The sequence below is a fragment of the Streptomyces sp. WAC07094 genome, assembly GCF_036320405.1.
GTDB classification, from domain to species: Bacteria; Actinomycetota; Actinomycetes; order Streptomycetales; family Streptomycetaceae; genus Streptomyces; species Streptomyces lannensis.
This window is the reverse complement of the sequence record NZ_JAVMJZ010000001.1, coordinates 973698-995185: the sequence shown is the minus strand read 5'-3', so window position 1 is coordinate 995185 and position 21488 is coordinate 973698. Positions and strand designations below refer to the sequence as shown.

Annotated in this window: 16 protein-coding genes; 11 read left to right on the top strand and 5 right to left on the bottom strand. The window is 70.7% G+C overall.

Features of this window, described 5'->3' with window-relative positions:
- Positions 1-60: 60 nt before the first annotated feature.
- Positions 61-1446, bottom strand: a complete 1386-nt coding sequence (locus RCR19_RS04415; protein ID WP_331263863.1) for an MFS transporter — start codon at positions 1444-1446, stop codon at positions 61-63.
- 587 nt (positions 1447-2033) lie between these two features.
- On the opposite strand from RCR19_RS04415, the gene RCR19_RS04410 reads away from it, so the two are divergent.
- Both RCR19_RS04410 and RCR19_RS04405 read left to right on the top strand, forming a co-directional pair.
- Positions 2034-2498, top strand: a complete 465-nt coding sequence (locus tag RCR19_RS04410) for an ATP-binding protein (protein WP_331263862.1) — start codon at positions 2034-2036, stop codon at positions 2496-2498.
- Between the two features lie 247 nt (positions 2499-2745).
- Complete coding sequence (locus tag RCR19_RS04405) at positions 2746-3588, top strand: RNA polymerase sigma factor SigF (RefSeq protein ID WP_331263861.1); 843 nt, start codon at positions 2746-2748, stop codon at positions 3586-3588.
- A gap of 129 nt (positions 3589-3717) precedes the next feature.
- Here the strand turns inward: RCR19_RS04405 and RCR19_RS04400 are convergent, their stop codons facing one another.
- On the bottom strand, positions 3718-4149 hold the full coding sequence (locus RCR19_RS04400; protein ID WP_331263860.1) for a response regulator: 432 nt from the start codon (positions 4147-4149) through the stop codon (positions 3718-3720).
- Positions 4150-4152: 3 nt separating this feature from the next.
- Positions 4153-4509, bottom strand: coding sequence for a hypothetical protein (locus RCR19_RS04395; RefSeq protein ID WP_331263859.1), 357 nt, complete (start codon positions 4507-4509; stop codon positions 4153-4155).
- Between the two features lie 121 nt (positions 4510-4630).
- Here RCR19_RS04395 and RCR19_RS04390 point away from each other — a divergent pair, with 121 nt between their 5' ends.
- Positions 4631-6208, top strand: a complete 1578-nt coding sequence (locus RCR19_RS04390) for an ATP-binding protein (protein ID WP_331263858.1) — start codon at positions 4631-4633, stop codon at positions 6206-6208.
- A complete protein-coding gene (locus RCR19_RS04385) occupies positions 6205-7416 on the top strand; it encodes a fused response regulator/phosphatase (protein ID WP_331263857.1) in 1212 nt (403 codons plus the stop codon). The genes RCR19_RS04390 and RCR19_RS04385 overlap by 4 nt, the downstream gene beginning before the upstream one ends.
- 128 nt (positions 7417-7544) lie before the next feature.
- Here the strand turns inward: RCR19_RS04385 and RCR19_RS04380 are convergent, their stop codons facing one another.
- On the bottom strand, positions 7545-8357 hold the full coding sequence (locus RCR19_RS04380; protein ID WP_331263856.1) for a CAP domain-containing protein: 813 nt from the start codon (positions 8355-8357) through the stop codon (positions 7545-7547).
- An 892-nt stretch (positions 8358-9249) separates the two neighbouring features.
- Between RCR19_RS04380 and RCR19_RS04375 the strand changes: the two genes are divergently transcribed.
- Together RCR19_RS04375 and RCR19_RS04370 are read left to right on the top strand one after the other, a co-directional pair.
- Positions 9250-13134 (top strand): Pls/PosA family non-ribosomal peptide synthetase, encoded by a 3885-nt coding sequence (locus tag RCR19_RS04375; protein ID WP_331263855.1) that lies wholly within the window; start codon positions 9250-9252, stop codon positions 13132-13134.
- 68 nt (positions 13135-13202) lie between these two features.
- A complete protein-coding gene (locus RCR19_RS04370; protein ID WP_331263854.1) occupies positions 13203-14582 on the top strand; it encodes a M1 family metallopeptidase in 1380 nt (459 codons plus the stop codon).
- A gap of 166 nt (positions 14583-14748) precedes the next feature.
- On the opposite strand, the gene RCR19_RS04365 is transcribed toward RCR19_RS04370, so the two are convergent.
- Positions 14749-15267, bottom strand: a complete 519-nt coding sequence (locus tag RCR19_RS04365) for a PAS domain S-box protein (RefSeq protein WP_331263853.1) — start codon at positions 15265-15267, stop codon at positions 14749-14751.
- Positions 15268-15426: 159 nt separating this feature from the next.
- Between RCR19_RS04365 and RCR19_RS04360 the strand changes: the two genes are divergently transcribed.
- From RCR19_RS04360 to RCR19_RS04340, 5 genes are all read left to right on the top strand, one after another.
- On the top strand, positions 15427-16413 hold the full coding sequence (locus RCR19_RS04360; protein WP_331263852.1) for a LysR family transcriptional regulator: 987 nt from the start codon (positions 15427-15429) through the stop codon (positions 16411-16413).
- A gap of 208 nt (positions 16414-16621) precedes the next feature.
- Complete coding sequence (gene oxc, locus RCR19_RS04355; RefSeq protein WP_331263851.1) at positions 16622-18355, top strand: oxalyl-CoA decarboxylase; 1734 nt, start codon at positions 16622-16624, stop codon at positions 18353-18355.
- A 58-nt stretch (positions 18356-18413) separates the two neighbouring features.
- A complete protein-coding gene (frc, locus tag RCR19_RS04350) occupies positions 18414-19670 on the top strand; it encodes a formyl-CoA transferase (protein WP_331263850.1) in 1257 nt (418 codons plus the stop codon).
- A gap of 171 nt (positions 19671-19841) precedes the next feature.
- The gene (locus RCR19_RS04345) at positions 19842-20381 is read left to right on the top strand and encodes an ATP-binding protein (protein ID WP_331263849.1); all 540 of its coding nucleotides are present in this window, start codon (positions 19842-19844) and stop codon (positions 20379-20381) included.
- Between the two features lie 437 nt (positions 20382-20818).
- A complete protein-coding gene (locus RCR19_RS04340) occupies positions 20819-21442 on the top strand; it encodes a carbonic anhydrase (RefSeq protein WP_220290612.1) in 624 nt (207 codons plus the stop codon).
- Positions 21443-21488: the final 46 nt, after the last annotated feature.

Below are 21488 nucleotides of genomic sequence, written 5' to 3'. Positions count from 1 at the left end.
GAGGAGAACGGCGAGCGGCCCCGCACGCGGTGGCGCACGGGGCCGCTCGGTGCCGGTCCGTCAGACGATGGGTGCGTCCGCCGTGCGCGTCCCGGCGGGTTCCGTCTCCACGGAGGAGTCGACCCGGGCCAGGTCGCGGTGGCGCGTCTCCTTCGCGACGCCCACCGCGATGAGGGTGAGAACGGACGCCCCGATGACGTACAGGGTGATCGGCGTGGAACTGTCGTACTCGGAGAGCAGCGCGGTCGCGATGAGCGGAGCCGGGGCACCGGCCGCCACCGAGGCGAACTGGGCGCCGATGGACGCACCCGAGTAGCGCATCCGGGTCGCGAACATCTCCGAGAAGAAGGCCGCCTGAGGTGCGTACATCGCCCCGTGCAGCACCAGTCCGACGGTCACGGCGAGCACGAGGTTGCCGAACCCGCCCGTGTCGGTGAGCGCGAAGAACGGGAACATCCACAGCCCCACCCCGGCCGCGCCCAGCAGATAGACCGGCCGGCGGCCGATCCGGTCCGAGAGCGCGCCCCAGGCCGGGATGACGGCGAAGTGCACGGCGGAGGCGATGAGTACGGCGTTGAGCGCGGTCTGTTTGGAGACCCCGGCCGACGTGGTGGCGTAGACGAGGATGAAGGCGGTGATCACGTAGTAGCTGATGTTCTCCGCCATGCGGGCGCCCATGGCGATCAGCACGTCCCGCCAGTGGTGGCGCAGAACGGACACCAGCGGGAGCTTCTCGGAACCGGCCCCCGGCGCCGAGCTGCGGGCCTCGGCCTGTGCCAACGCCTGCTGGAACACAGGCGATTCATCGACAGACAGACGAATCCACAAACCGACGATCACCAGCACTCCGGACAGGAGGAACGGGATGCGCCATCCCCAGGAGACGAAGGCGCTGTCGGAGAGGACGGCGGTCAGCAGCGACAGCACGCCCGTGGCGAGGAGCTGCCCGGCCGGTGCACCGGTCTGCGGCCAGGAGGCCCAGAAGCCGCGCCGCCGTGCGTCACCGTGCTCCGACACGAGCAGGACGGCGCCGCCCCACTCACCGCCGAGCGCGAAGCCCTGCACCAGACGCAGCACGGTGAGCAGGACGGGCGCGGCGGCGCCGACCGTGGCGTGCGTGGGCAGCAGACCGATGGCGAAGGTCGCGCCGCCCATCAGCAGCAGACTCAGCACCAGCAGCTTCTTGCGGCCGAGCCGGTCGCCGTAGTGGCCGAAGACCAGGGCGCCGAGGGGACGGGCGGCGAAGCCGACGGCATACGTCAGGAAGGACAGCAGGGTGCCGACGAGCGGGTCGGAGTCGGGGAAGAACAGCTTGTTGAAGACGAGCGCGGCGGCGGACCCGTAGAGGAAGAAGTCGTACCACTCGATGGTGGTGCCGATGAGGCTGGCGGCGACGATACGGGGGAGACGGGACGGCGCTGGTGGAGCGGTCGCGGAGGACGACATCGGAACCACTTCCTGGCGTTCGACGGGGACGATTGTGTGTCGCCACACCGTAGGAACGGGCAAGTGGGAGGCGTATGTGGTGGGACACCACAGTTCTGGGTGCTGAAGTGCGTGCTTCCACCATGAAGGGTGTACCGACGTCCCGTATCGGTGTCGGTGGGCCGAGCGCACCGGCCCGATCCGCGAGCCGAGCCGGATCAGGACGGCCTGCCCGGGGACGGGGAGGGGAAGCGGCTGTCTGCGAACTGCCCCTCCCCGGGCGGCGTTCGAGGGCGGTTCAGCCCGGTTCGGCCCCCTTGGCCGCCGCCTCCTCCTCCGTCCGCGCCCGGCCGGTGGCGAGCGTGTCACCCGCACTTTCCAGATGTGCCGGTGCGGCCGCTCCGCCCGGTCGACCACGGATTCCATCGCGTTCGGTGTTTCGACAGGGCTTTCCCCGGCGAAGCGGTCGTAGATGCCTTCGAGCGGAATTTCTGGTCGAAGGACGGCTCGCGCGTGGTACTGGTTGTGCACCCGGACGGTGCAGCCACAGACCGTGCAGCGCGGGCGTGGTACCCGCCCGGGTACTGAGCATGCGGGGAGAGGCGGGTATGGCAGACCGGCTGGACGAGGAGTACGAGGGCCGGTGTCCCGGGAGTCAGGACGCCGATGAGCCGGAGACGACGATCGCATTGTCGGGTGACGGCGGGTGCATAGCCGAAGCGCGCCGTCTGGCTGCCGCCTTTCTCACCCAGGACTCCACCGGGCAGGGTCGCGGCATCCCCGAACGGGTCGTGGACCTCACCCAGTTGGTGGTCAGCGAGCTGGTCACCAATGCGCGCAAGTATGCTCCGGGCCCCATTCTGCTGCGGTTGCGAGTGGCCCGCTCGACGGTGCAGGTCGAGGTGTGGGACAGCGACCCCGTTCTGCCGACGGCTCGAGCCGCCGACCCCGAGCGGGTGGGCCAGCACGGACTGGAGATCGTGAAGGCCGTCGCCGCCCACCTCAGCATGCGGGCGGAGACGGTCGGCAAGCGCATCACCGCGTGGCTGCCGCTGGACTCCGGACCTGCGTAGGACGTCCGTCGGGCGTCGTACGGGGCCCATGCCGAAGCCCGCGTGGGACGACCGCGGTCCCAAGTGCTCCGCGGCGGGGCCGACGGGACTCGTGGCGATCGCAGGTCCGTCGGGAGTACGGGTGAACACCATGGGCCGCCGGGGTGGAGGGTGCAGCCGGAGGAATGCCGGTCGGCAGCCGGGGTATGCGCCTGCTTGCCGGACGGCGGACCGGTGGGACCAGGCCGATCGACAGGGAGGGCGCATCGTGGCGACGAAGACCGTGCGGACGACCGAGCAGACGGTGGACGTGCCGGAGATCGCGGACCCGTCCAAGGTCGCACCCAGGGACGCGCGGGAGTTGTCCAAGCTGTTCTTCGGGCAGCTGGCGGTGCTGGAGGAGGGCACGTCCGAGTACCAGCACGTCCGCAACACGCTGATCGAGATGAACACGTCCCTGGTCCGCTTCGCGGCCGGCCGGTTCCGCAGCCGTGGACCGGAGGAGATGGAGGACATCGTCCAGGTCGGTGTGATCGGACTGATCAAGGCCATCGACCGGTTCGAGATCTCCCGCGAGGTCGAGTTCACCTCGTTCGCCGTCCCGTACATCGTGGGTGAGATCAAGCGGTTCTTCCGCGACACCTCCTGGGCCGTGCATGTGCCCCGCCGGCTGCAGGAGGCGCGTGTGCAACTGGCCCGCGCGAACGAGGAGCTGCGCAGCCGGCTGGGCCGGGCGCCGACCACCGGGGAACTGTCGGATCTGATGAGCCTGCCCGAGGACGAGGTCGTCGAGGCGCAACTGGCCTCCAACGGCTACACCTCGGCCTCTTTGGACGCGGCGATCGCCGGCAGCGAGGACGGGGAGTCCGCGTTGGCCGACTTCATCGGGGACGAGGACGCGGCCCTGGAACTGGTCGAGGACTTCCACGCCCTCGCGCCGATGATCGCCGAACTCGGCGAACGCGACCGCCGGATCATCCACTGGCGGTTCGTCGAAGAGCTCACCCAGGCCCAGATCGGCGAACGCCTGGGCGTCTCCCAGATGCACGTCTCCCGCCTGATCACCCGCCTGCTGGCCCGACTGCGCGAAGGCATGCTCTGCGGCGACTGACGGCCGGGGATCCGCCGGCACGCAGAACGCCCGGCAGGCGCCGTCATGTCGTCGCGCCCGCGACGGCCGTACTCCGCCCCGGCGACCGCCGGACCCGCCGGGGCTCCGCGGACCGGCCGCCGCCGGACGTCACTTCTTGGGGGGCTTGACGGCGACGTCGAGGTAGAAGGCGTCGATGCTGTGGACCGCCGCCTCGAACTCCTCGAGGTTGACCGGCTTGGTGACGTAGGCGTTGGCATGGTGGTGGTAGGCGCCGGTGACGTCGTCGGGAGCGGCTGACGTGGTCAGTACGACCACCGGGATGGTGCGCAGGTCGGCGTCCTCCTTCACCACGGCAAGGAACTCGCGGCCGTTCATGCGGGGCATGTTGAGGTCGAGCACGATCAGGTCGGGCCGCTCCTTGGACGGGTCGCGGAGGTAGTCCAGGGCGGCGATGCCGTCGGAGACCTGGGTGAGGTTTCGGGTACCGCGCTCGGCGAGTGCGTCCTGGATGAGCATCGCGTCGGCGACGTCGTCCTCGACCAGCAGCACGTCATAGGGGCGGATTGCGGCGGCAGCCATGATTCACGAGCTCCGGGGGGTTGGGTGAGGGGTGCTGTTGCTGATCAGCCCGGGCCAGCGGCGCCGGGCTCCTTGACGGCTCATGCCGAGGGCCTGGCCGATCTCCGGGTAACCGGCTCCGCTCGCGGCCGCGGTGTGGGCCACCTCGTCCTCGAGATGCCGGACGGCCTGTTTGACATCGGCGAGGACACGCAGGCGTACGAGGGCCCGCCGGCGCGACTCCTCGGTCATGTCGAGGGGCTCTGCAGGCGGGTGGGCGGCTTCCTGCGCCAGTCGCCGGGCGAGTTCGTCCACCAGCTGGGTCACCAGCGCGGCCGTCTCCCCGTCCGTCGGACGAAATGTGGAAGGTGGACCAGGCATGGCACCACCCTAGGGCGTTGATCTCGGATGGGACAACAGGCGTTGTCGGACCGCGGGTACAGTGTGCCTGTCGCGCCACGGCGCGTGTGACCGGTCGGTCGGGGGAGAGATGCAGGGCGCGATGACAAGCAAGCGGACGGACACCGCGGGTGTGTTCGCCGGCTGGACCACCCGTCGCTGGCTGCGGGCCGGTGTGGCCACCACCCTGATCCTCCTTGCGGTGCTGGGGTCGTTGGGGGGCTGGGCCATGTGGCGCACCTCGCAGATCACCTCCTCGTTGGTCGACCGGCGCTCTCCGGCCCTGATCGAGTCGATGCGGGTGGAGGAGGCCCTGGTCAACCAGGAGACCGGCATCCGCGGCTACGGCCTGTCCGGCCGGAAGGACTTCCTGCAGCCGTACGCACAGGGCGTGGCCGACGAGAAGGCGGCGTTGAAGCGGCTGCGGTCCCTGCTCGGCCACGACGGCCGGGCTCTCGACGACCTGGCCGACGTGGAGAAGCTGGCCGGCACCTGGCGTGAGCGCATAGCCCAGCCCGTATCGGGGGCCGGCCCCGCGGAGGCTTCGAAGATCACCACGGCACGGGCCGACGAGGGAAAGGCCGTGTTCGACTCGCTGCGCCGTGCGATGGCACGTCAGCAGTCCCATCTGCAGGACGAGCGGGTGGTGGCCACGCGGGACCTGCGTCGTGCGACGGCGCTGCGGAACTGGATGTTCGCCATCATCGGCCTTGTCATCGCCCTGGTGGCCGGTCTCGTCTTCGAGGGGCTGCGCCGCGGCATCACCGGCCCGCTGAGCACGCTCGGCGCGGCTGCCCGCGAGGTGGCGCGGGGCCGCTTCGACCGTTCCCTCGCCGGTACCGGTCCCGCCGACCTGCGCCGGCTCGCCTCCGACGTGGATTCGATGCGTCTGCGCCTGGTGGAGGAGCTGCGGTTCAGCGAGGGGACCCGCCGGCTGCTGGACGAACAGACGGAGGACCTGAAGCGCTCGAACACGGAGCTTGAGCAGTTCGCCTACGTGGCCTCGCACGATCTGCAGGAACCTCTGCGCAAGGTGTCCAGCTTCACCCAGTTGCTTCAGCGGCGCTACGGCGGCCAACTGGACGACAAGGCCGACCAGTACATCGCCTTCGCCGTCGACGGCGCCAACCGTATGCAGAGCCTCATCAACGACCTTCTGGCCTTCTCGAGGGTCGGCCGGGTCCACAACGACCACCAGACCGTGGACCTCGAAGAGGTGCTGAGCCGCACCCTGGACACCTTGAGCGTGGCCGTGGAGGAGAGCGGCGCCGAGATCACCCGTGATGTGCTGCCCACCGTCGTCGGGGATCCGACCCAGTTGGGCATGCTCTGGCAGAACCTGCTGTCGAACGCGATCAAGTTCCGCAGCCCCGACCGGCCGCCGCGTATTCGGATCGGCGTCGTGCCCCAGGGGGATGCGTGGGAGTTCGCGGTGACCGACAACGGCATCGGCATCGCACCGGAGTTCCGCGAGAAGGTCTTCATCCTCTTCCAGCGACTGCACACCAAGGACGCCTATCCGGGCACCGGCATCGGCCTTGCGATGTGCAAGAAGGTCGTCGAGTTCCATGACGGCACGATCAGGCTCGACCCCGACGTCGAGCTCGGCACCCGCGTTGTCTTCACCCTCCCCGCCGTCACTGCCGCGACGGCGGCCCCGGACAGAGAGACACAGCCGTGACCGCTCCAGCCGCAGGCCGCGACGAGCAATATGACGTGCTGCTGGTGGAGGACGACGACGGAGACGCCCTCCTGGTCGAGGAGTTCCTCCACGACACCGATCTGCCGCATGCGCTGACACGGTGCCGCACGGCCGTCGACGCGCGTGCGGTCCTCGCCTCGGGGCCCGTCGACTGCGTCCTGCTCGATCTGCATCTGCCGGACGCGTCCGGAGTGGAGACCGTCCAGGCGATCCAGGCGGCCACCGACGCCGCCGTCATCGTCCTGACCGGCCTGGACGAGCCCCGCGCGGGAGTCGACGCCCTTGCCGCCGGTGCCCAGGACTACCTCGTCAAGGGCAAGGTCGATCCCGACCTGATGCAACGCGCCGTCCGCTACGCCGTCCAGCGAAAGCAGGCCGAACGCGCCAACGCCGCCCTCCAGATCGGACGTCTGCGTGCCGAGGAGAACGCACGCCTGGAACGCGGGCTGCTCCCGGAACCCCTGTTGTCCTCCAGCACGGTCAGCGCCTCCAGCCGCTACTACCCCGGACGTGCGCAGGCGTTGTTGGGCGGCGACTTCCTCGACGTCGTGCAGACGGGGGACGGACAGGTCCACGCCGTCATCGGAGACGTCAGCGGCCATGGCCCCGACGCGGCGGCGCTCGGCGTCTGCCTGCGCATAGCGTGGCGTGCCCTGACCCTCGGCGGCCACCGGGATCAGCAGCTGCTCCATCTCCTCGAACAGATCCACATAGCCGAACGCGCCGGCAGCGACCTGTTCACCACGTGCACCTTGATCACCCTGGATCCGCAGGCGGCCTCCCTCACCCTGCACCTCGCCGGCCACCACGAACCGCTGCTCGTCACCCCCGACGGCACCCATGAGGTGGCGGCCGCCCATGGAGTCGCGCTGGGCATCGCACCCGGACTGGGCCAGTGGCCCGCCACCACGCTGGCACTCCCCGCGAGCGGCGCGCTGGTCGCCTACACCGACGGTCTCATCGAGGGCTTCGCGGACGGCACGGGCGCCCGCCTCGGGGTGGACGGTCTGCTGCGCATCATCGACACGCTCCATGCACCCGATCCCGGCACCCATCTCGACGAGCTCATCACCCGCACCCGCACGCTGAACGCGGACCGGCACACAGACGACCTCGCCGTGCTGCGCCTGGACTGGAACACGGGCACCGCCGGCCCCACGGCGAAGACCTCGCGCACCGCACCTTAGCCGTCCGCCGGTGGTCCGCTCCGCGGTCGCCGGAGCACACGCATGGACCCGAGCGCCGATCGGGCGGCCACGCCGTCATGCGTGGCCGCCCGATCGCGCCGCGAGCCACGGCCGTGGCCCGAGGCGCCCTACTGGGCTGCTCCGAAGTCCTGGGTCCAGTAGTCGTTGGGCTGCGCGAGACCGACGCCGATCTCCTTGAATCCGCAGTCGAGGATGTTGGCCTTGTGACCCGGGCTGGACATCCAGCCGGCCATGACCGCCTCGGGGGTGGCGTAGCCGTAGGCGACGTTCTCCCCGTAGGAGCTCCAGTCGTATCCGGCACGGGTGATGCGGTCGCCCGGGGCGGACCCGTCCGACCCGGTGTGCGACATGTTCGCGTGGGCCGCCATGTCCTCGCTGTGCGCCTGCGCGGCCTTCGTCAGCTTCGCGTTGACGGTCAGCGGTGAGCAACCCACCTTGGCCCGCTCGGCGTTGACCAGCTCCACCACGCGTGCGACGTCTCCGGACGCAGGAGCGCCGGCCGCGGGCGCCGAGGCGGTGGCCGTCGGTGTGCCCGGCGTGCTCCGCGGTGTGGCGGGTGCGGAGGCGGAGGGGGAAACAGGGGTCTTCGGGGTGAGCCGCGGTGCGGCGGTCCTGGGCCGGGGAGCGGTGGTCTTCGCGGGAGTCGACGGCGAGGTGGCCTTCCGCGTGCTCGCGGCGGGTGCGGGGGTGCTCGATGCTGCCACCGTGGGTGTGCTGTGCCCGTCCGCGTTCCAGCTGTAGTACCGGTCGGCGTCGTTGCGCCGATGCTTGGTCTCCAGCTTCGCGGCGGCGTACGACGGGTGCCCTGCGCTGTCCCTCCAGTTCGCACAGGCCACGGCGGCGGACGGCACGCCCACGGCCCCCACGGCGACAGCGGCGATGACTATGTTCCGACGGCTCTTCTTGCGGTGCTTCCCCATGCGTGACCTCACTCGGTAATCGCCGAGCGCTCCCTGTGCGGCTGGCTTTTTGCGGACCCACCCCTGAACCACGGCGATGCCCTGCGGCCGTCATTCTCAGTACGGGCTCACAGGGCGCGCAAAGAGCCTTGGTACTACTTTGCTTCGTAGGTGCGGATGACCCTTGCAAAGGAAGAGCGGTCGCTCCGCCCCCTGCTGCGGAGGCCTGTGACGTTCCTGTCGCTCAGTCAGAAGCCTTACGCAAGTGCGAACAGGCGATATCGCCGAGAGGGAAGAAGTCCTCGAATCCCGGATGTGCTGCACCGCCGCCAAGACGGACAAATCCCGTATGTCATCGGAGCGGCATCTACTATTGAGGCCGGTTAGTTCCGGGATCGATGTGATGGATATCACTGATTCGCGGATTTTCCGTCGAGGTCACGGAAAGGGCAATTTCTGCTCGGTGCCCCCGAAGGGTTTGAATCACCCTCACGGTGCATACCGCTCTCGGCCGTCACAAGAGGCGCGAACGGGAAGGATACGGAACGATGGGAGCCCCCGTCGGACATAGCGAGGCCAGGCTTCCCATGGTGACCGACCGCAACTCTGCGCCGTTCCGCGCCCGCGACGAAGACGCCAAGTGCCCCGTCGTGGAGCCCGGATGGGCTCCCGCGCCGTGTTGCGCCCTGGTGTGGGGCATATCTCGTCACGGTGACGCATCCCCATGTCAGCGTGCCGGAATCACAGGTTCGAGGCACCCCTGACCTCGGTTCCGGCGGCCCGTCGGTACGGTCCGTGTCCGGCGCCGTACTAGGATTGTCCGCTTGTTCGGAGCTGGACCGGAAGATCCCCAGGCATACCTGCGGGCCCACCAGCGCCCCGGAACGCTCCGGGAACGAGACGTGAGGACCCGATGGCAGCCCTCCAGCAAGGCCCCGCACTCGCGCCGTCCGAGGAGCGGATGCGCGCAGAGTTCGGTGACCGTGCGCTCTTCTCCGCCGCTCCCGCCGCCTCGCCGCGGACGCTCGTGGACGTCCTCGACGCCTCGGTACGGGCGCATCCCGACGAGCCGGCCCTCGACGACGGTAGGCGTTGCCTGACCTACCGTGACCTCGCCCTCGAGGTCGAGTCCCTCAAACGGCGCCTCGCGCACGCCGGAGTCGGCCTCGGCGACCGGGTCGGCGTCCGTGTTCCGTCCGGGACCAACGATCTGTACGTGGCGATCCTCGCCGTCCTCGCGGCGGGAGCCGCCTACGTCCCCGTGGACGCCGAGGACCCGGACGAGCGTGCCGAGCTGGTGTTCGGCGAGGCGCAGGTGCGCGCCGTGATCGGCGCGGGGCACCGGCTGACCGTCGCCGAACCCTCCGATGCCCCCGACGCCCGGCCGGGCGTCGAGCACGACGCCTGGATCATCTTCACCTCCGGCTCCACCGGAAAGCCCAAGGGCGTCGCCGTCAGTCACCGCAGCGCCGCGGCGTTCGTGGACGCGGAGGCGGCCCTCTTCCTGAAGGAGGAGCCGATCGGGCCCGGCGACCGGGTGATGGCCGGTCTCTCCGTGGCCTTCGACGCCTCCTGCGAGGAGATGTGGCTGGCCTGGCGGTACGGGGCGTGCCTGGTGCCCGTACCGCGCTCGCAGGTACGCAGCGGCGCCGATCTCGGCCCCTGGCTGGTCGAGCAGGAGATCACCGTCGTCTCCACCGTGCCGACCCTGGCCGCGCTCTGGGAGCCCGAGACCCTGAACGACGTCCGTCTGCTGATCTTCGGCGGCGAGGCCTGCCCGCCGGAGCTCGCGCAGCGGCTCGTCACCGAGGGCCGCGAGGTCTGGAACACCTACGGGCCGACCGAGGCGACCGTCGTCGCCTGTGCGTCGCTGCTCACCGGCGAGGAACCGATCCGGATCGGGCTGCCGCTGAACGGCTGGGAACTGGCCGTCGTGGATGACGCCGGGCAGCCGGTGTCGATGGGCGACAGCGGTCAGCTGGTGATCGGCGGGGTCGGGCTCGCCCGGTATCTCGACGCCGAGAAGGACGCGGAGAAGTACGCGCCCCTCGAGGCCCTCGGCTGGGAGCGTGCCTACCGCAGCGGTGACCTCGTCCGGGCCGAGCCGGAGGGGCTGATCTTCCTGGGGCGCGCCGACGAGCAGATCAAGCTCGGCGGGCGGCGCATCGAACTCGGTGAGGTGGACGCCGCGCTGCAGGCCCTGCCGGGTGTGGCAGGTGCGGCCGCGGCCGTGCGGACCGCCCGCAGCGGGAATCAGCTCCTGGTCGGGTACGTCGTCACCCAGGAGGGATGGGACCGCACGGTCGCCGTCGGGAAGCTGCGCGCCGAACTGCCCGCCGCCCTGGTACCGCTGCTCGCACCGGTCGACGATCTGCCCACCCGCACATCCGGCAAGGTCGACCGCAACGCCCTGCCCTGGCCGCTGGAGGGCCTGGAGCAGCCCGCTGCGGAGCTGTACGGCACCGAAGCCTGGCTCGCCGAGCAGTGGACCGAGGTCCTCGGCATCCCGGTGGCGGACGCCTCGGACGACTTCTTCGCGATCGGCGGTGGCAGCCTGGCCGCAGCTCAGCTCACCACCCGTCTGCGCACCCGCTATCCCAGCGCGGCCGTCCTCGACATCTACCAGCAGCCGACGCTGCGCAAACTGGCCCGCCATCTGGAGGAGTCGGCGCAGGACGACGGTGCGCAGCGCGTGGTCGTGCCGGTCCCGGCGCGGACCCGGGTCCTGCAACTCCTCCTGCTGGTTCCCCTGTTCACGGTGCTGGGGCTGCGCTGGACCGTGGCGCTGGCCGCGCTCGGCAACGCTCTGCACTGGTTCGGTGCGTATCCGTGGGCGCCGAGCACCTCCTGGTGGGCCGTGGCCGCGGGGGCGGTCGTGTTCTTCACCCCACCGGGGCGGCTCGCCGTGGCCGCGGGCGGGGCACGGCTGCTGCTGCGGGGCGTCAAACCCGGGCAGTACCCACGGGGCGGCAGCGTCCATCTGCGGCTGTGGACGGCGGAGCGGCTCGCGGAGTTCAGCGGGGCGTCCTCGCTGACGGGCTCCTGGCTGGAGCGGTACGCCCGGGCGCTGGGGGCCAAGGTCGGCGCCGATGTCGACCTGCACTCGCTGCCGCCGGTGACCGGCATGCTCAAACTGGGCCGGTCCGCGGCCGTGGAGTCCGAGGTGGACCTTTCCGGTTACTGGCTGGACGGCGACCTGCTGGAGATCGGTCAGGTGAAGGTGGGCGCGCACGCCGTGGTCGGCACACGCAGCATGCTCTTCCCGGGAGCACGGGTCGGCAAGCGGGCCGAGGTCGCGCCCGGATCGGCCGTCGCCGGCCAGGTCCCGACCGGACAGCGCTGGGCGGGCGCCCCCGCCGTCAAACTCGGCAGGGCCAAGCGCAACTGGCCCGACGAACGACCGCAGCGCGGCCCGTGGTGGCGGGCGATGTACGGCGTCACCGGCTTCGCGCTGACGCTGCTGCCGGTGCCGGCCGCCGCGGCCGCGCTCCTGGTGGCGCACATGTTCGTCGATCCGGCCGCCGGGCTCGGTCGGGCACTGCGGGGGGCGGCCGAGGCCCTGGTTCCCGCGACGCTGGCGTTCGGACTGATGTACGCGCTGCTGCTTCTGATCGCCGTACGGCTGATGAGCCTCGGTCTCCGCGAGGGCACGCACCCGACGCACAGCCGGATCGGCTGGCAGGCCTGGACGGTCACCCAGCTGATGGACCGCTCGCGCGAGACCCTGTTCCCGCTCTACGCCGGTCTGGTCACCCCCGTGTGGCTGCGGCTCCTCGGGATGCGGATCGGGCGGGGCGCCGAGGTGTCGACCGTTCTCGCCCTGCCGAGTCTGACCACGGTCGGTGAGGGAGCCTTCCTGGCCGACGACACGCTGACCGCGCCGTACGAGCTGGGTGGCGGCTGGATCCACATCGGGCGCGCGGAGATCGGGCGGCGGGCGTTCCTCGGGAACTCCGGGATGACCGCGCCGGGCCGGAGTGTGCCCGACGGCGGACTGGTCGGTGTGCTGTCGGCGACACCGAAGAAGGCGAAGAAGGGCACCTCCTACCTGGGACTGCCCCCGGTGAAGCTTCCGCGCGCGGTGTCCGGCGGCGACCAGAGCCGCACCTACGAACCGCCGGCCCGGCTGCTCTGGGCGCGCGGGCTGGTGGAGCTGTGCCGGATCGTGCCCGTGTTCTGCTCGGCGGGGCTCGCGGTGCTGACCGTGGCGGCACTCAGCGCACTCGGCGGGTGGGCGTGGCTGCTGTGCGGGCTGGTGCTCCTGGGCGCGGGGACGGCGGCCGGTGCGGTGTCCGTGGTGGCGAAGTGGCTGCTCGTGGGCCGGCACCGTACCGGGGAGCACCCGCTGTGGAGCTCGTTCGTGTGGCGCAACGAGCTGGCGGACACCTTCGTCGAGGTGGTGGCCGTGCCATGGCTGGCCGGGTCCGTTCCGGGCACACCGCTGATGACGCTGTGGCTGCGTGCACTCGGCGCCCGGATCGGCCGGGGCGTGTGGGTGGAGAGCTACTGGCTTCCGGAGACGGACCTCGTGACGCTGGAGGACGGGGCGACGGTCAATCGGGGCTGCGTACTGCAGACCCACCTCTTCCACGACCGGATCTTGAGGACGGATACTGTGGTCCTCCGTGAGGGCGCGACGCTGGGTCCTGGCGGAATCGTCCTGCCCGGCAGCACGGTCGGTGCCCGCACCACACTGGGCCCCGCCTCGCTCGTGATGGCGGCGGAGTCGGTGCCCGACGACACCCGCTGGCTGGGCAACCCGATCGAGGCATGGCGTCCGCGGAGGCGCGCGGCGTGACTCGTCAGGGGCCGGAAGTCGGGACACCGGCACGAGGTACGAGCACGGCGCAGGGAGCAGACGCAGCAGTGAGCGGTCAGCAGAAGGTGGAAGCGGACCCGTACTTCCCCGACAACGGCGATCCCCGGTACCGGGTGCACCGCTACGAGCTCACGCTGGACTACCGGCCCGGCCCCAACCGGCTCGCCGGGACGGCGCGGCTCAACGCCATAGCGGGCCGGGCTCCGCTCACCGAGTTCCAGCTGAACCTGGCCGACTTCCGGATCGGCCGGATCAGGGTCGACGGGCGGGCGCCGCACTATGTGCACCGCGGCGGCAGACTGCGGATCCGCCCGCAGAAGCCGATCCGGGCGGGTGCCGCGTTCACCGTCGAGGTGCACTGGTCGGGCAATCCGAAGCCGGTCGGCAGCCCCTGGGGCGAGATCGGCTGGGAGGAGCTGGAGGACGGGGCGCTGGTGGCGAGCCAGCCCGTCGGGGCGCCCTCGTGGTACCCGTGCAACGACCGCCCGGCGGACAAGGCGTCGTACCACATATCGGTCACCACCCCGTCGACGTACTCGGTCGTCGCGGGCGGGCGTCTGCTGACCCGTACGACGAAGGCGTCCACGACCACGTGGGTCTACGAACAGCCGGCCCCCACCTCCAGCTATCTGGTCGGGCTGTCGATCGGCAGGTACCAGACGGTGCTCCTCGGCGACGCGGGTGACGCGGGCGTGCCGCAGTACGGGCATGTCCCCGCGCGTCTGCTGCCGCAGTTCTCCAGGGACTTCGCGCGCCAGCCCGCCATGATGGAGCTGTTCCAGGAGCTCTTCGGCCCGTACCCGTTCGGCGAGTACGCGGTCGTGGTGACGGAGGAGGAGCTCGACGTCCCGGTCGAGGCCCAGGGTCTGTCGCTGTTCGGCGCCAACCATGTGGACGGGGCCAGGGGCTCGGAGCGGCTGGTGGCGCACGAGCTGGCGCATCAGTGGTTCGGCAACAGCGTGTCCGTCGCCGACTGGCGGCACATATGGCTCAACGAGGGCTTCGCAAAGTACGCGGAATGGCTGTGGTCGGAGCGGTCCGGGGGTTCCACGGCCGCACAGCTGGCCGCGGTGGCGCACCGGAAGCTGTCCTTGCTGCCACAGGATCTGCGGCTGTCCGACCCGGGCCGCAAGCGGATGTTCGACGACCGTCTCTACGAACGCGGTGGGCTCGTGCTGCATGCACTGCGCTGCGCCATGGGCGAGGAGGCGTTCCACCGGATGCTGCGCGGCTGGGCGGGCGTGCACCGGGGCGGGGTCGTGACGACCGGCGCCTTCACCACGCACGTCGCCCGGTTCGCGAGCCGGCCGCTGGACGACGTGTTCACGGCGTGGGTGGAGGAGGCCGCTCTGCCGCCGCTTCCGTCCCTCGGGCCGCCGATGCCGAGTCGTCCGTCCTATCCGCCGAGCAACGCCGGATCCGGCTGATACGGCACCCCGGACGGGCGGCCGGTGCCGCGGACGCCCGCCCGGGTCCGGCCACGTACGGCCGGCCCCGTTGCGCGCGGCCCTGAACCCCGGGCGGGCCGCGGTGCATGACGCGGCGACCGGCCGCGGTGTGTGACGCGCCGGACGCAGCCCGTCGGGCGTGCGCTCAGGCGGGGGACGTCTGGGAGAGCTGCCGCTCGAGGTGGGCCAGTCGCGTGCGCAGCTCCTTCTCCGTGGTGCGCCGCTCCGTGACCTCACGCATGATCGCTGAGATCCCGGCGATCCGGCCGGTCGCGTCGCGCAGCAGCGCCACCGAGAACTCGATCGACAGGCGGTGGCCGTCCCGGTGGGTGGCGGGCACGCCGAGGAGTGTGTCTCCGTACCGGGTCAGACCGGTGGCCATCGTGTGCCGATATCCCTTGCCGTGCCGTTCCCGCAGCTTCTCCGGGATGATCAGGTCGAGGCTGCGGCCCACCGCCTCGTCCGCCGTGTGACCGAACATCCGTTCCGCTCCGCCGTTCCAGACCTGGATGATCCCCTCCGGATCTGCCACCACGATGGCCTCGGAGGACTCACGCACGATCGCCTGGGCCAGCCAGCCTTCCGGCTCGCCGACGCGCCCGGTGCCGTGGCCGCCCTGCTCGGGCGGGGCTCCGTTCCCGACGGCCGCGTTGTTCTCGTCCACGGCGGTTTCCTCCTTCCGGGGCGCGCCCCGAGGACCGCTTTTCTGTGCGTGCGGCGGGCGCGCCACCTTCTCCGGATCGACGTCGTCGTCAGTATGGCGTCCGGTTCGTGAATAAGGAATACTGCATACAATATCGCTCGAGGTGAAGGAGAGCCGCTCATGTTGTTCCGGCAGCTCGAGTACTTCGTGGCGGTCGCCAGGGAGAAGCACTTCGCGCGGGCGGCCGATGCCTGCTACGTCTCGCAGCCGGCCCTGTCGATCGCCATCGCGAAGCTGGAGCGGGAGCTCAACGTCACGCTGATCAACCGGGGGCGGAACTTCGAGGGACTCACCCCCGAGGGCGAACGGCTCGTCGTCTGGGCCAAGCGGATCATCGCCGAGCACGACGCGTTCAAGTCCGAGGTGGCGGTCATGCAGTCCGGCGTCACCGGCACGCTCCGGCTGGGCGCGGGCCCCACGGTGTCGACCACCACGGGGCTCCCGGTGGCCGCCTTCTGTGCGATGCACCCGCTGGCCAGGGTGAAGGTGTGCTCGCGGCTGTCCTCCGCCGAGCTGGTGCGCCAGCTCCGCGATTTCGAACTGGACGCCGCCATCGCCCACTTCGGCCCCGACGACCGGGAGGGCCTGGAGATGCTGCCGCTGTACGAGGAGCAGTACGTGCTGCTGGTGTCCGGCGAGCAGCTGGTGCCCCCGGCCCCCACCATCACCTGGGCCGAGGCCGCCCAGCTCCCGTTGGCGCTGCTGACCCCGGACATGCGGTTCCGCCAGTTCATCGACAACGCCTTCGAAAGCTCGGGCGTCACGGCGACCCCGCAGGTCGAGACGGACTCGGTGGCCTCCCTCTGCGCCCATGTCTCCACGGGGGCATGGGCAAGCGTCGTCCCGCACACCTGGCTCAGCGCCATGCCGGTGACCGGGGGGACCCGGGCCGTCCGGCTGGTCGAGCCGAACGCCAGGGCGCAGATCTCGGTGGCTATCCATGCGGCCACGCCCGGATCGGTGGTGGCCCGGGCGTTCCTCAACGTGGTGGCGGGGCTGTCGCTCGACGAGGTCTTCGTGTCCGAGCGCCCCGACCCGGCTGCCGGACCCGACGCGGCCGAAGGCCTCCGAGGCAAGCAGCTCGTGGACGTCAGGGGAACGGGCTGAGGGGGGCTGTCCCGGGGCGGAGAGGCCTCTTACGAGGTGCTTCGGCCGGGCCCCGCGAGCGCATCCCGCGCAAGCGGCCGACCCCGCTCCCTTCGATAAACGCGGTAAATCAGCTGGTTGGCAAAAGATCTTGGACGCGCCGGCCCCATGGCGCGGATGGTGAAACACGGAAGACGAACTGGGCGACCCGCTAGGGAGGATCCGGACCATGACGGACGCTGTCGTACAGGACACGGGCGTGGAGGGCGCCGATCAACCGGCCGCCCTGACCGACGGGATCCATCTGGTCGTCGACGCACTCAAGCTCAACGGTGTCGAGACCATCTACGGGGTCGTCGGTATCCCGATCACCGACCTGGCCCGTCTCGCGCAGGCCTCGGGCATCCGCTACATCGGTTTCCGGCACGAGAGCGACGCCGGCCACGCGGCGGCGGCGGCCGGCTTCCTCACGCAGAAGCCGGGCATCTGCCTCACGGTGTCGGCGCCGGGCTTCCTCAACGGACTCGTGGCGCTCGCCAACGCCACCACCAACTGCTTCCCGATGGTGCAGATCTCCGGGTCGAGCGAGCGGCACCTCGTTGATCTCCAGCGCGGCGACTACGAGGAGATGGACCAGCTCGCGGCGGCCAAGCCGTTCGTCAAGGCCGCCTATCGAGTGCACCGGGCCGAGGACATCGGCCGCGGCCTCGCCCGCGCGATCCGCACCGCGATCTCCGGCCGCCCCGGCGGGGTCTACCTGGACATCCCGGCCGCGGTGCTGGGTGAGGTCCTCGACGCCGAGAAGGGCGCCGCGTCGCTGTGGCGGCTCGTCGACCCGGCGCCACGCCAACTGCCGCAGCCGGAGGCCGTGGACCGGGCGATCGAACTCCTCGCCGGCGCCGAGAGGCCCCTGCTGGTCCTCGGGAAGGGCGCCGCGTACGCCCAGGCGGACGACCTGATCCGGGAGTTCGTCGAGTCCACCGGCATTCCCTACCTGCCCATGTCGATGGCGAAGGGCCTGCTGCCCGACGACCATCCGCAGTCGGCGTCGACGGCCCGGTCTCTCGCGCTGCGCCGGGCCGACGTAGTCATGCTGGTCGGCGCCCGTCTGAACTGGCTGCTCGGCCACGGCGACGCGCCCCAGTGGAACCCGGACGCCAAGTTCGTCCAGGTCGACATCGCAGCCACGGAGATGGACAGCAACCAGCCCATCGCCGCTCCGCTGGTCGGGGACGTCGGCTCCGTGATGGAGGCCCTCGTCGAGCGCAGCAAGCCGGGCCGGATCACGGCCCCGGCACCGTGGCGCGAGGAACTCACCGCCCGCTCCGCGCAGAACGTCGCCAAGATGTCCGGTCGCCTGAAGGCCGCCGCCACGGCGCACCCGATGAAGTTCCTCGGCGCGCTCCAGGCCATCCGCGACGTACTGCAGGAGAACCCCGGCGCCTACGTCGTCAACGAGGGCGCCAACGCGCTCGACCTGGCCCGCAACACGATCGGCATGCAGGTGCCGCGCCACCGCCTGGACAGTGGCACCTGGGGCGTCATGGGCATCGGCATGGGCTACGCCATCGCCGCCGCCGTCGAGACCGGCGGCCCGGTCGTCGCCATCGAGGGCGACAGCGCGTTCGGGTTCAGCGGCATGGAGATCGAGACGGTCTGCCGCTACGACCTGCCCATCGTCACCGTCGTCCTGAACAACAGCGGCGTCTACCGGGGCGACGACGCCTCCCCCTCCGACGATCCGGCACCGACCGCGCTGAAGGCCCGTCACGACCTCATGATCAAGGCGTTCGGCGGCACGGGCTACCAGGCGACGACGCCCGACGAGGTCGCCACCACCCTTCGCGAGGCACTGGCCGCGGGCGGTCCGGCACTGATCGACTGCGTGATCGATCCGACGGACGGCACGGAGAGCGGCAACATCGCGCACCTCAACCCCAAGGGCATCAGCGTCCCACGCTGAACCACGTCCCGGCCCTCGCACATTCCGCACCGAGACGATTCACGAGAGAGAAACCAATATGACTGAACTGCCGCTCTCCGGGATTAAGGTCATCGACTTCACCGGAGTGCAGGCCGGACCGGCCTGCACACAGATGCTCGCCTGGTTCGGAGCCGACGTCCTCAAGGTCGAGCGCACCGCCGGCGGCGACGTGACGCGCAACCAGTTGCGCGACATCCCCGACGCCGACGCGCTGTACTTCACCATGCTGAACAGCAACAAGCGCTCCCTGGCCATCAACACCAAGTCCCCCGAGGGACGGGAGGTCATGGAGAAGCTGATCCGTGAGGCCGACATCCTGGTGGAGAACTTCGCACCGGGTGCCATGGACCGCATGGGCCTGGACTGGGAGACCCTCCAGGAGTGGAATCCGCGGCTGATCTTCGGCTCCGTCAAGGGGTTCAACGAGGACTCGCCGTGGAACGACCTGAAGGTCTACGAGAACGTGGCCCAGTGCGCCGGCGGCGCCGCCTCGACGACCGGCTTCTGGGACGGCCCGCCCACCGTCAGCGGAGCCGCCCTCGGCGACAGCAACACGGGCATGCACCTGCTGATCGGTCTTCTGACGGCGCTCATCGATCGCGACCGGACCGGCAGGGGCCAGAAGGTGGCGGTGTCCATGCAGGATGCCGTGCTCAACCTGTCCCGGGTCAAGCTGCGTGACCAACAGCGCCTGGACCGGGTCGGCTACCTGGAGGAGTACCCCCAGTACCCGAACGGCGAGTTCGGTCAGGCCGTGCCCCGGGGCGGCAACGCCGGCGGCGGTGGCCAGCCCGGCTGGGTGCTCAAGTGCAAGGGCTGGGAGACCGACCCCAACGCGTACATCTACTTCACGGTCCAGGAGCAGAACTGGAAGCGGACCGCCGAGGCCATCGGCCGCCCCGAGTGGGCCGAGGACCCGGACTACTCGACCGCCAAGGCCCGGCAGTCCCGCATCTTCGAGATCTTCGAGGAGATCGAGAAGTGGCTCGCCGACAAGACGAAGTACGAGGCGGTCGACATCTTGCGCAAGTGGGAGGTGCCCTGCGCCCCGGTGATGAGCATGAAGGAGCTCGCCGAGGACGAGGCGCTGCGCCGCAGCGGGACTGTCGTGGAGGTCGAGCAGAAGGGCCGCGGGACGTATCTGACCGTCGGCAGCCCGATCAAGTTCTCCGGGTTCAAGCCGGACATCAAGGGTGCCCCGCTGCTCGGTGAGCACACCGACGACGTCCTCGGCGCGCTGGGCTACGACGCCGGCGCCATCGCCGCGATGCGCGAGAAGCAGATCGTCATCTGAAGCGGTCCGTCCGTCCGCGGACAGGGTGAATGACGCGAGAGCGGACGTCCTGTCCGCATCACGGAGCCGGCCCCGGCCATCGGCCAGGGCCGGCTTTCCGTTGTGGGTTCCCGGTAGCCCGGACGGGGGAGTAGAATACTGTATACGGTATTCAATCCTTCTGGTGGCAACATGTGGGATCACGTCCAGAGCGGGACTCCGGACCGCGGGGGAACGGTGGCGCACGGCCCGGCGGCCGCCGCTCAGCCGGACCCCGCTCGGCATGCGTTGCTCGTCATGCCCGCCCGGCCGGCGTCGGTGCGCAGTGCGCGGCACATCGCCGAAGCGCTGCTCCGCCGCTGGGACCTCGGTGCCGACGACAGATACACGGCCGTCCTCGTCGTCGACGAGCTGGCGGCCAATGCCGCCGAGCACGGCCATCGGCGGCTGACGCTGCGCCTGGACCTGGGGCCGGACCTCCTGCGACTGCAGGCGCATGATCACGGAGGGGGCCGCCGACCCGCTCGTCCATGCCAGGACGCCGACCCCGACGAGCACGGCCGTGGCCTGGCGATCATCGACGCGCTCGCGGCGCGGATGGAGATACGGCGAGACGCCGCAGGGTGGTGCGTCATGGTGGAGCTCCCCGTGACGCGTCCCGGGCCCGGGGCGACGCGGGTGTACGGAACGCCCGAAGCGGCCGGACGCGACGGTGCCCGGCCGCTGGGCTGACCGCGGGCCGGCCTGGCCCTCGCCTCCTCCTCCGTCTCTCAGGGCGACTCCCGCGTCAGCCGCGGGGCCGGAGGGGACGCCTGCCGCCCGGGCAGGGCGCGCCCGGGCGCCACCCCGATGGCGCTGAGCGCGGCTCCCTGCCCATGTCCCGCGGTACGGCGGCGGACACCCGGACCTCGCCGGCGTTCCGGCGAGAGGCGTCCTGCCGCCGCAGAAGGGCACACGGGGCGTCGGGGTGCCGCAGAAAGGGCGTCCGGGGCGTGGGGATGCCGCGGGGCGCGTCCTCGGCCCCGGCCCGACACATCCGCTCCTTGGCCCAGGCATCGTCGACGTGGTCGGTCGAGGCCGTGTGCGGATGCACGGTCGGCCGCCGGCTGCGTGTGAACCATCGCTGCACAGGTATTGCATACTGTATGGAGTCTACGCATCCTGATTCCATGGCCCACAACCAGACGCCCTCCGCAGCCCAGGCCCTCGACATCCTGTTGACGGGCAATCAGCGCTTCGTCGCCGGAGATCCGCAGCACCCCAACCAGGACGCCGCACGCCGCGCCGCCCTGGCACCCGGTCAGCATCCGTTCGCCGTGGTTTTCGGATGCTCCGACTCACGACTGGCCGCGGAGATCATCTTCGACCGCGGGCTCGGCGACCTCTTCGTCGTGCGTACCGCAGGACATGTGCTCGGTCCCGAGGTGCTCGGCAGCATCGAGTACGGGGCGGGACAGCTGGGCTGCCCTCTCGTCGTCGTGCTCGGGCACGACGCGTGCGGTGCGATCCGTGCGGCGCGCACGGCTCTCGCGGAGGGCCTGGCCCCGTCCGGATACGTCCGCGATGTCGTCGAGCGCGTCACGCCCAGCGTGCTGACCGCGCGCGCTGCGGGGCTGAGCGAGGAGGCCGACATCGTGGACGAGCACATACGGCACACCGTGGATCTGCTGCAGAACCGCTCACCCGCCCTCGTCGGCGGGCACGCAGCCGTCGTGGGCCTCTCCTACCACCTCGGCGACGGACGGGTCCGGCTGGTCACCAGCCGCGGCCTGGACGGCGTCGCGGCCGCCTGAGCGTTCGGGCTCCCGGCACACGACTTCGCCTCACCCCCCTTCGACA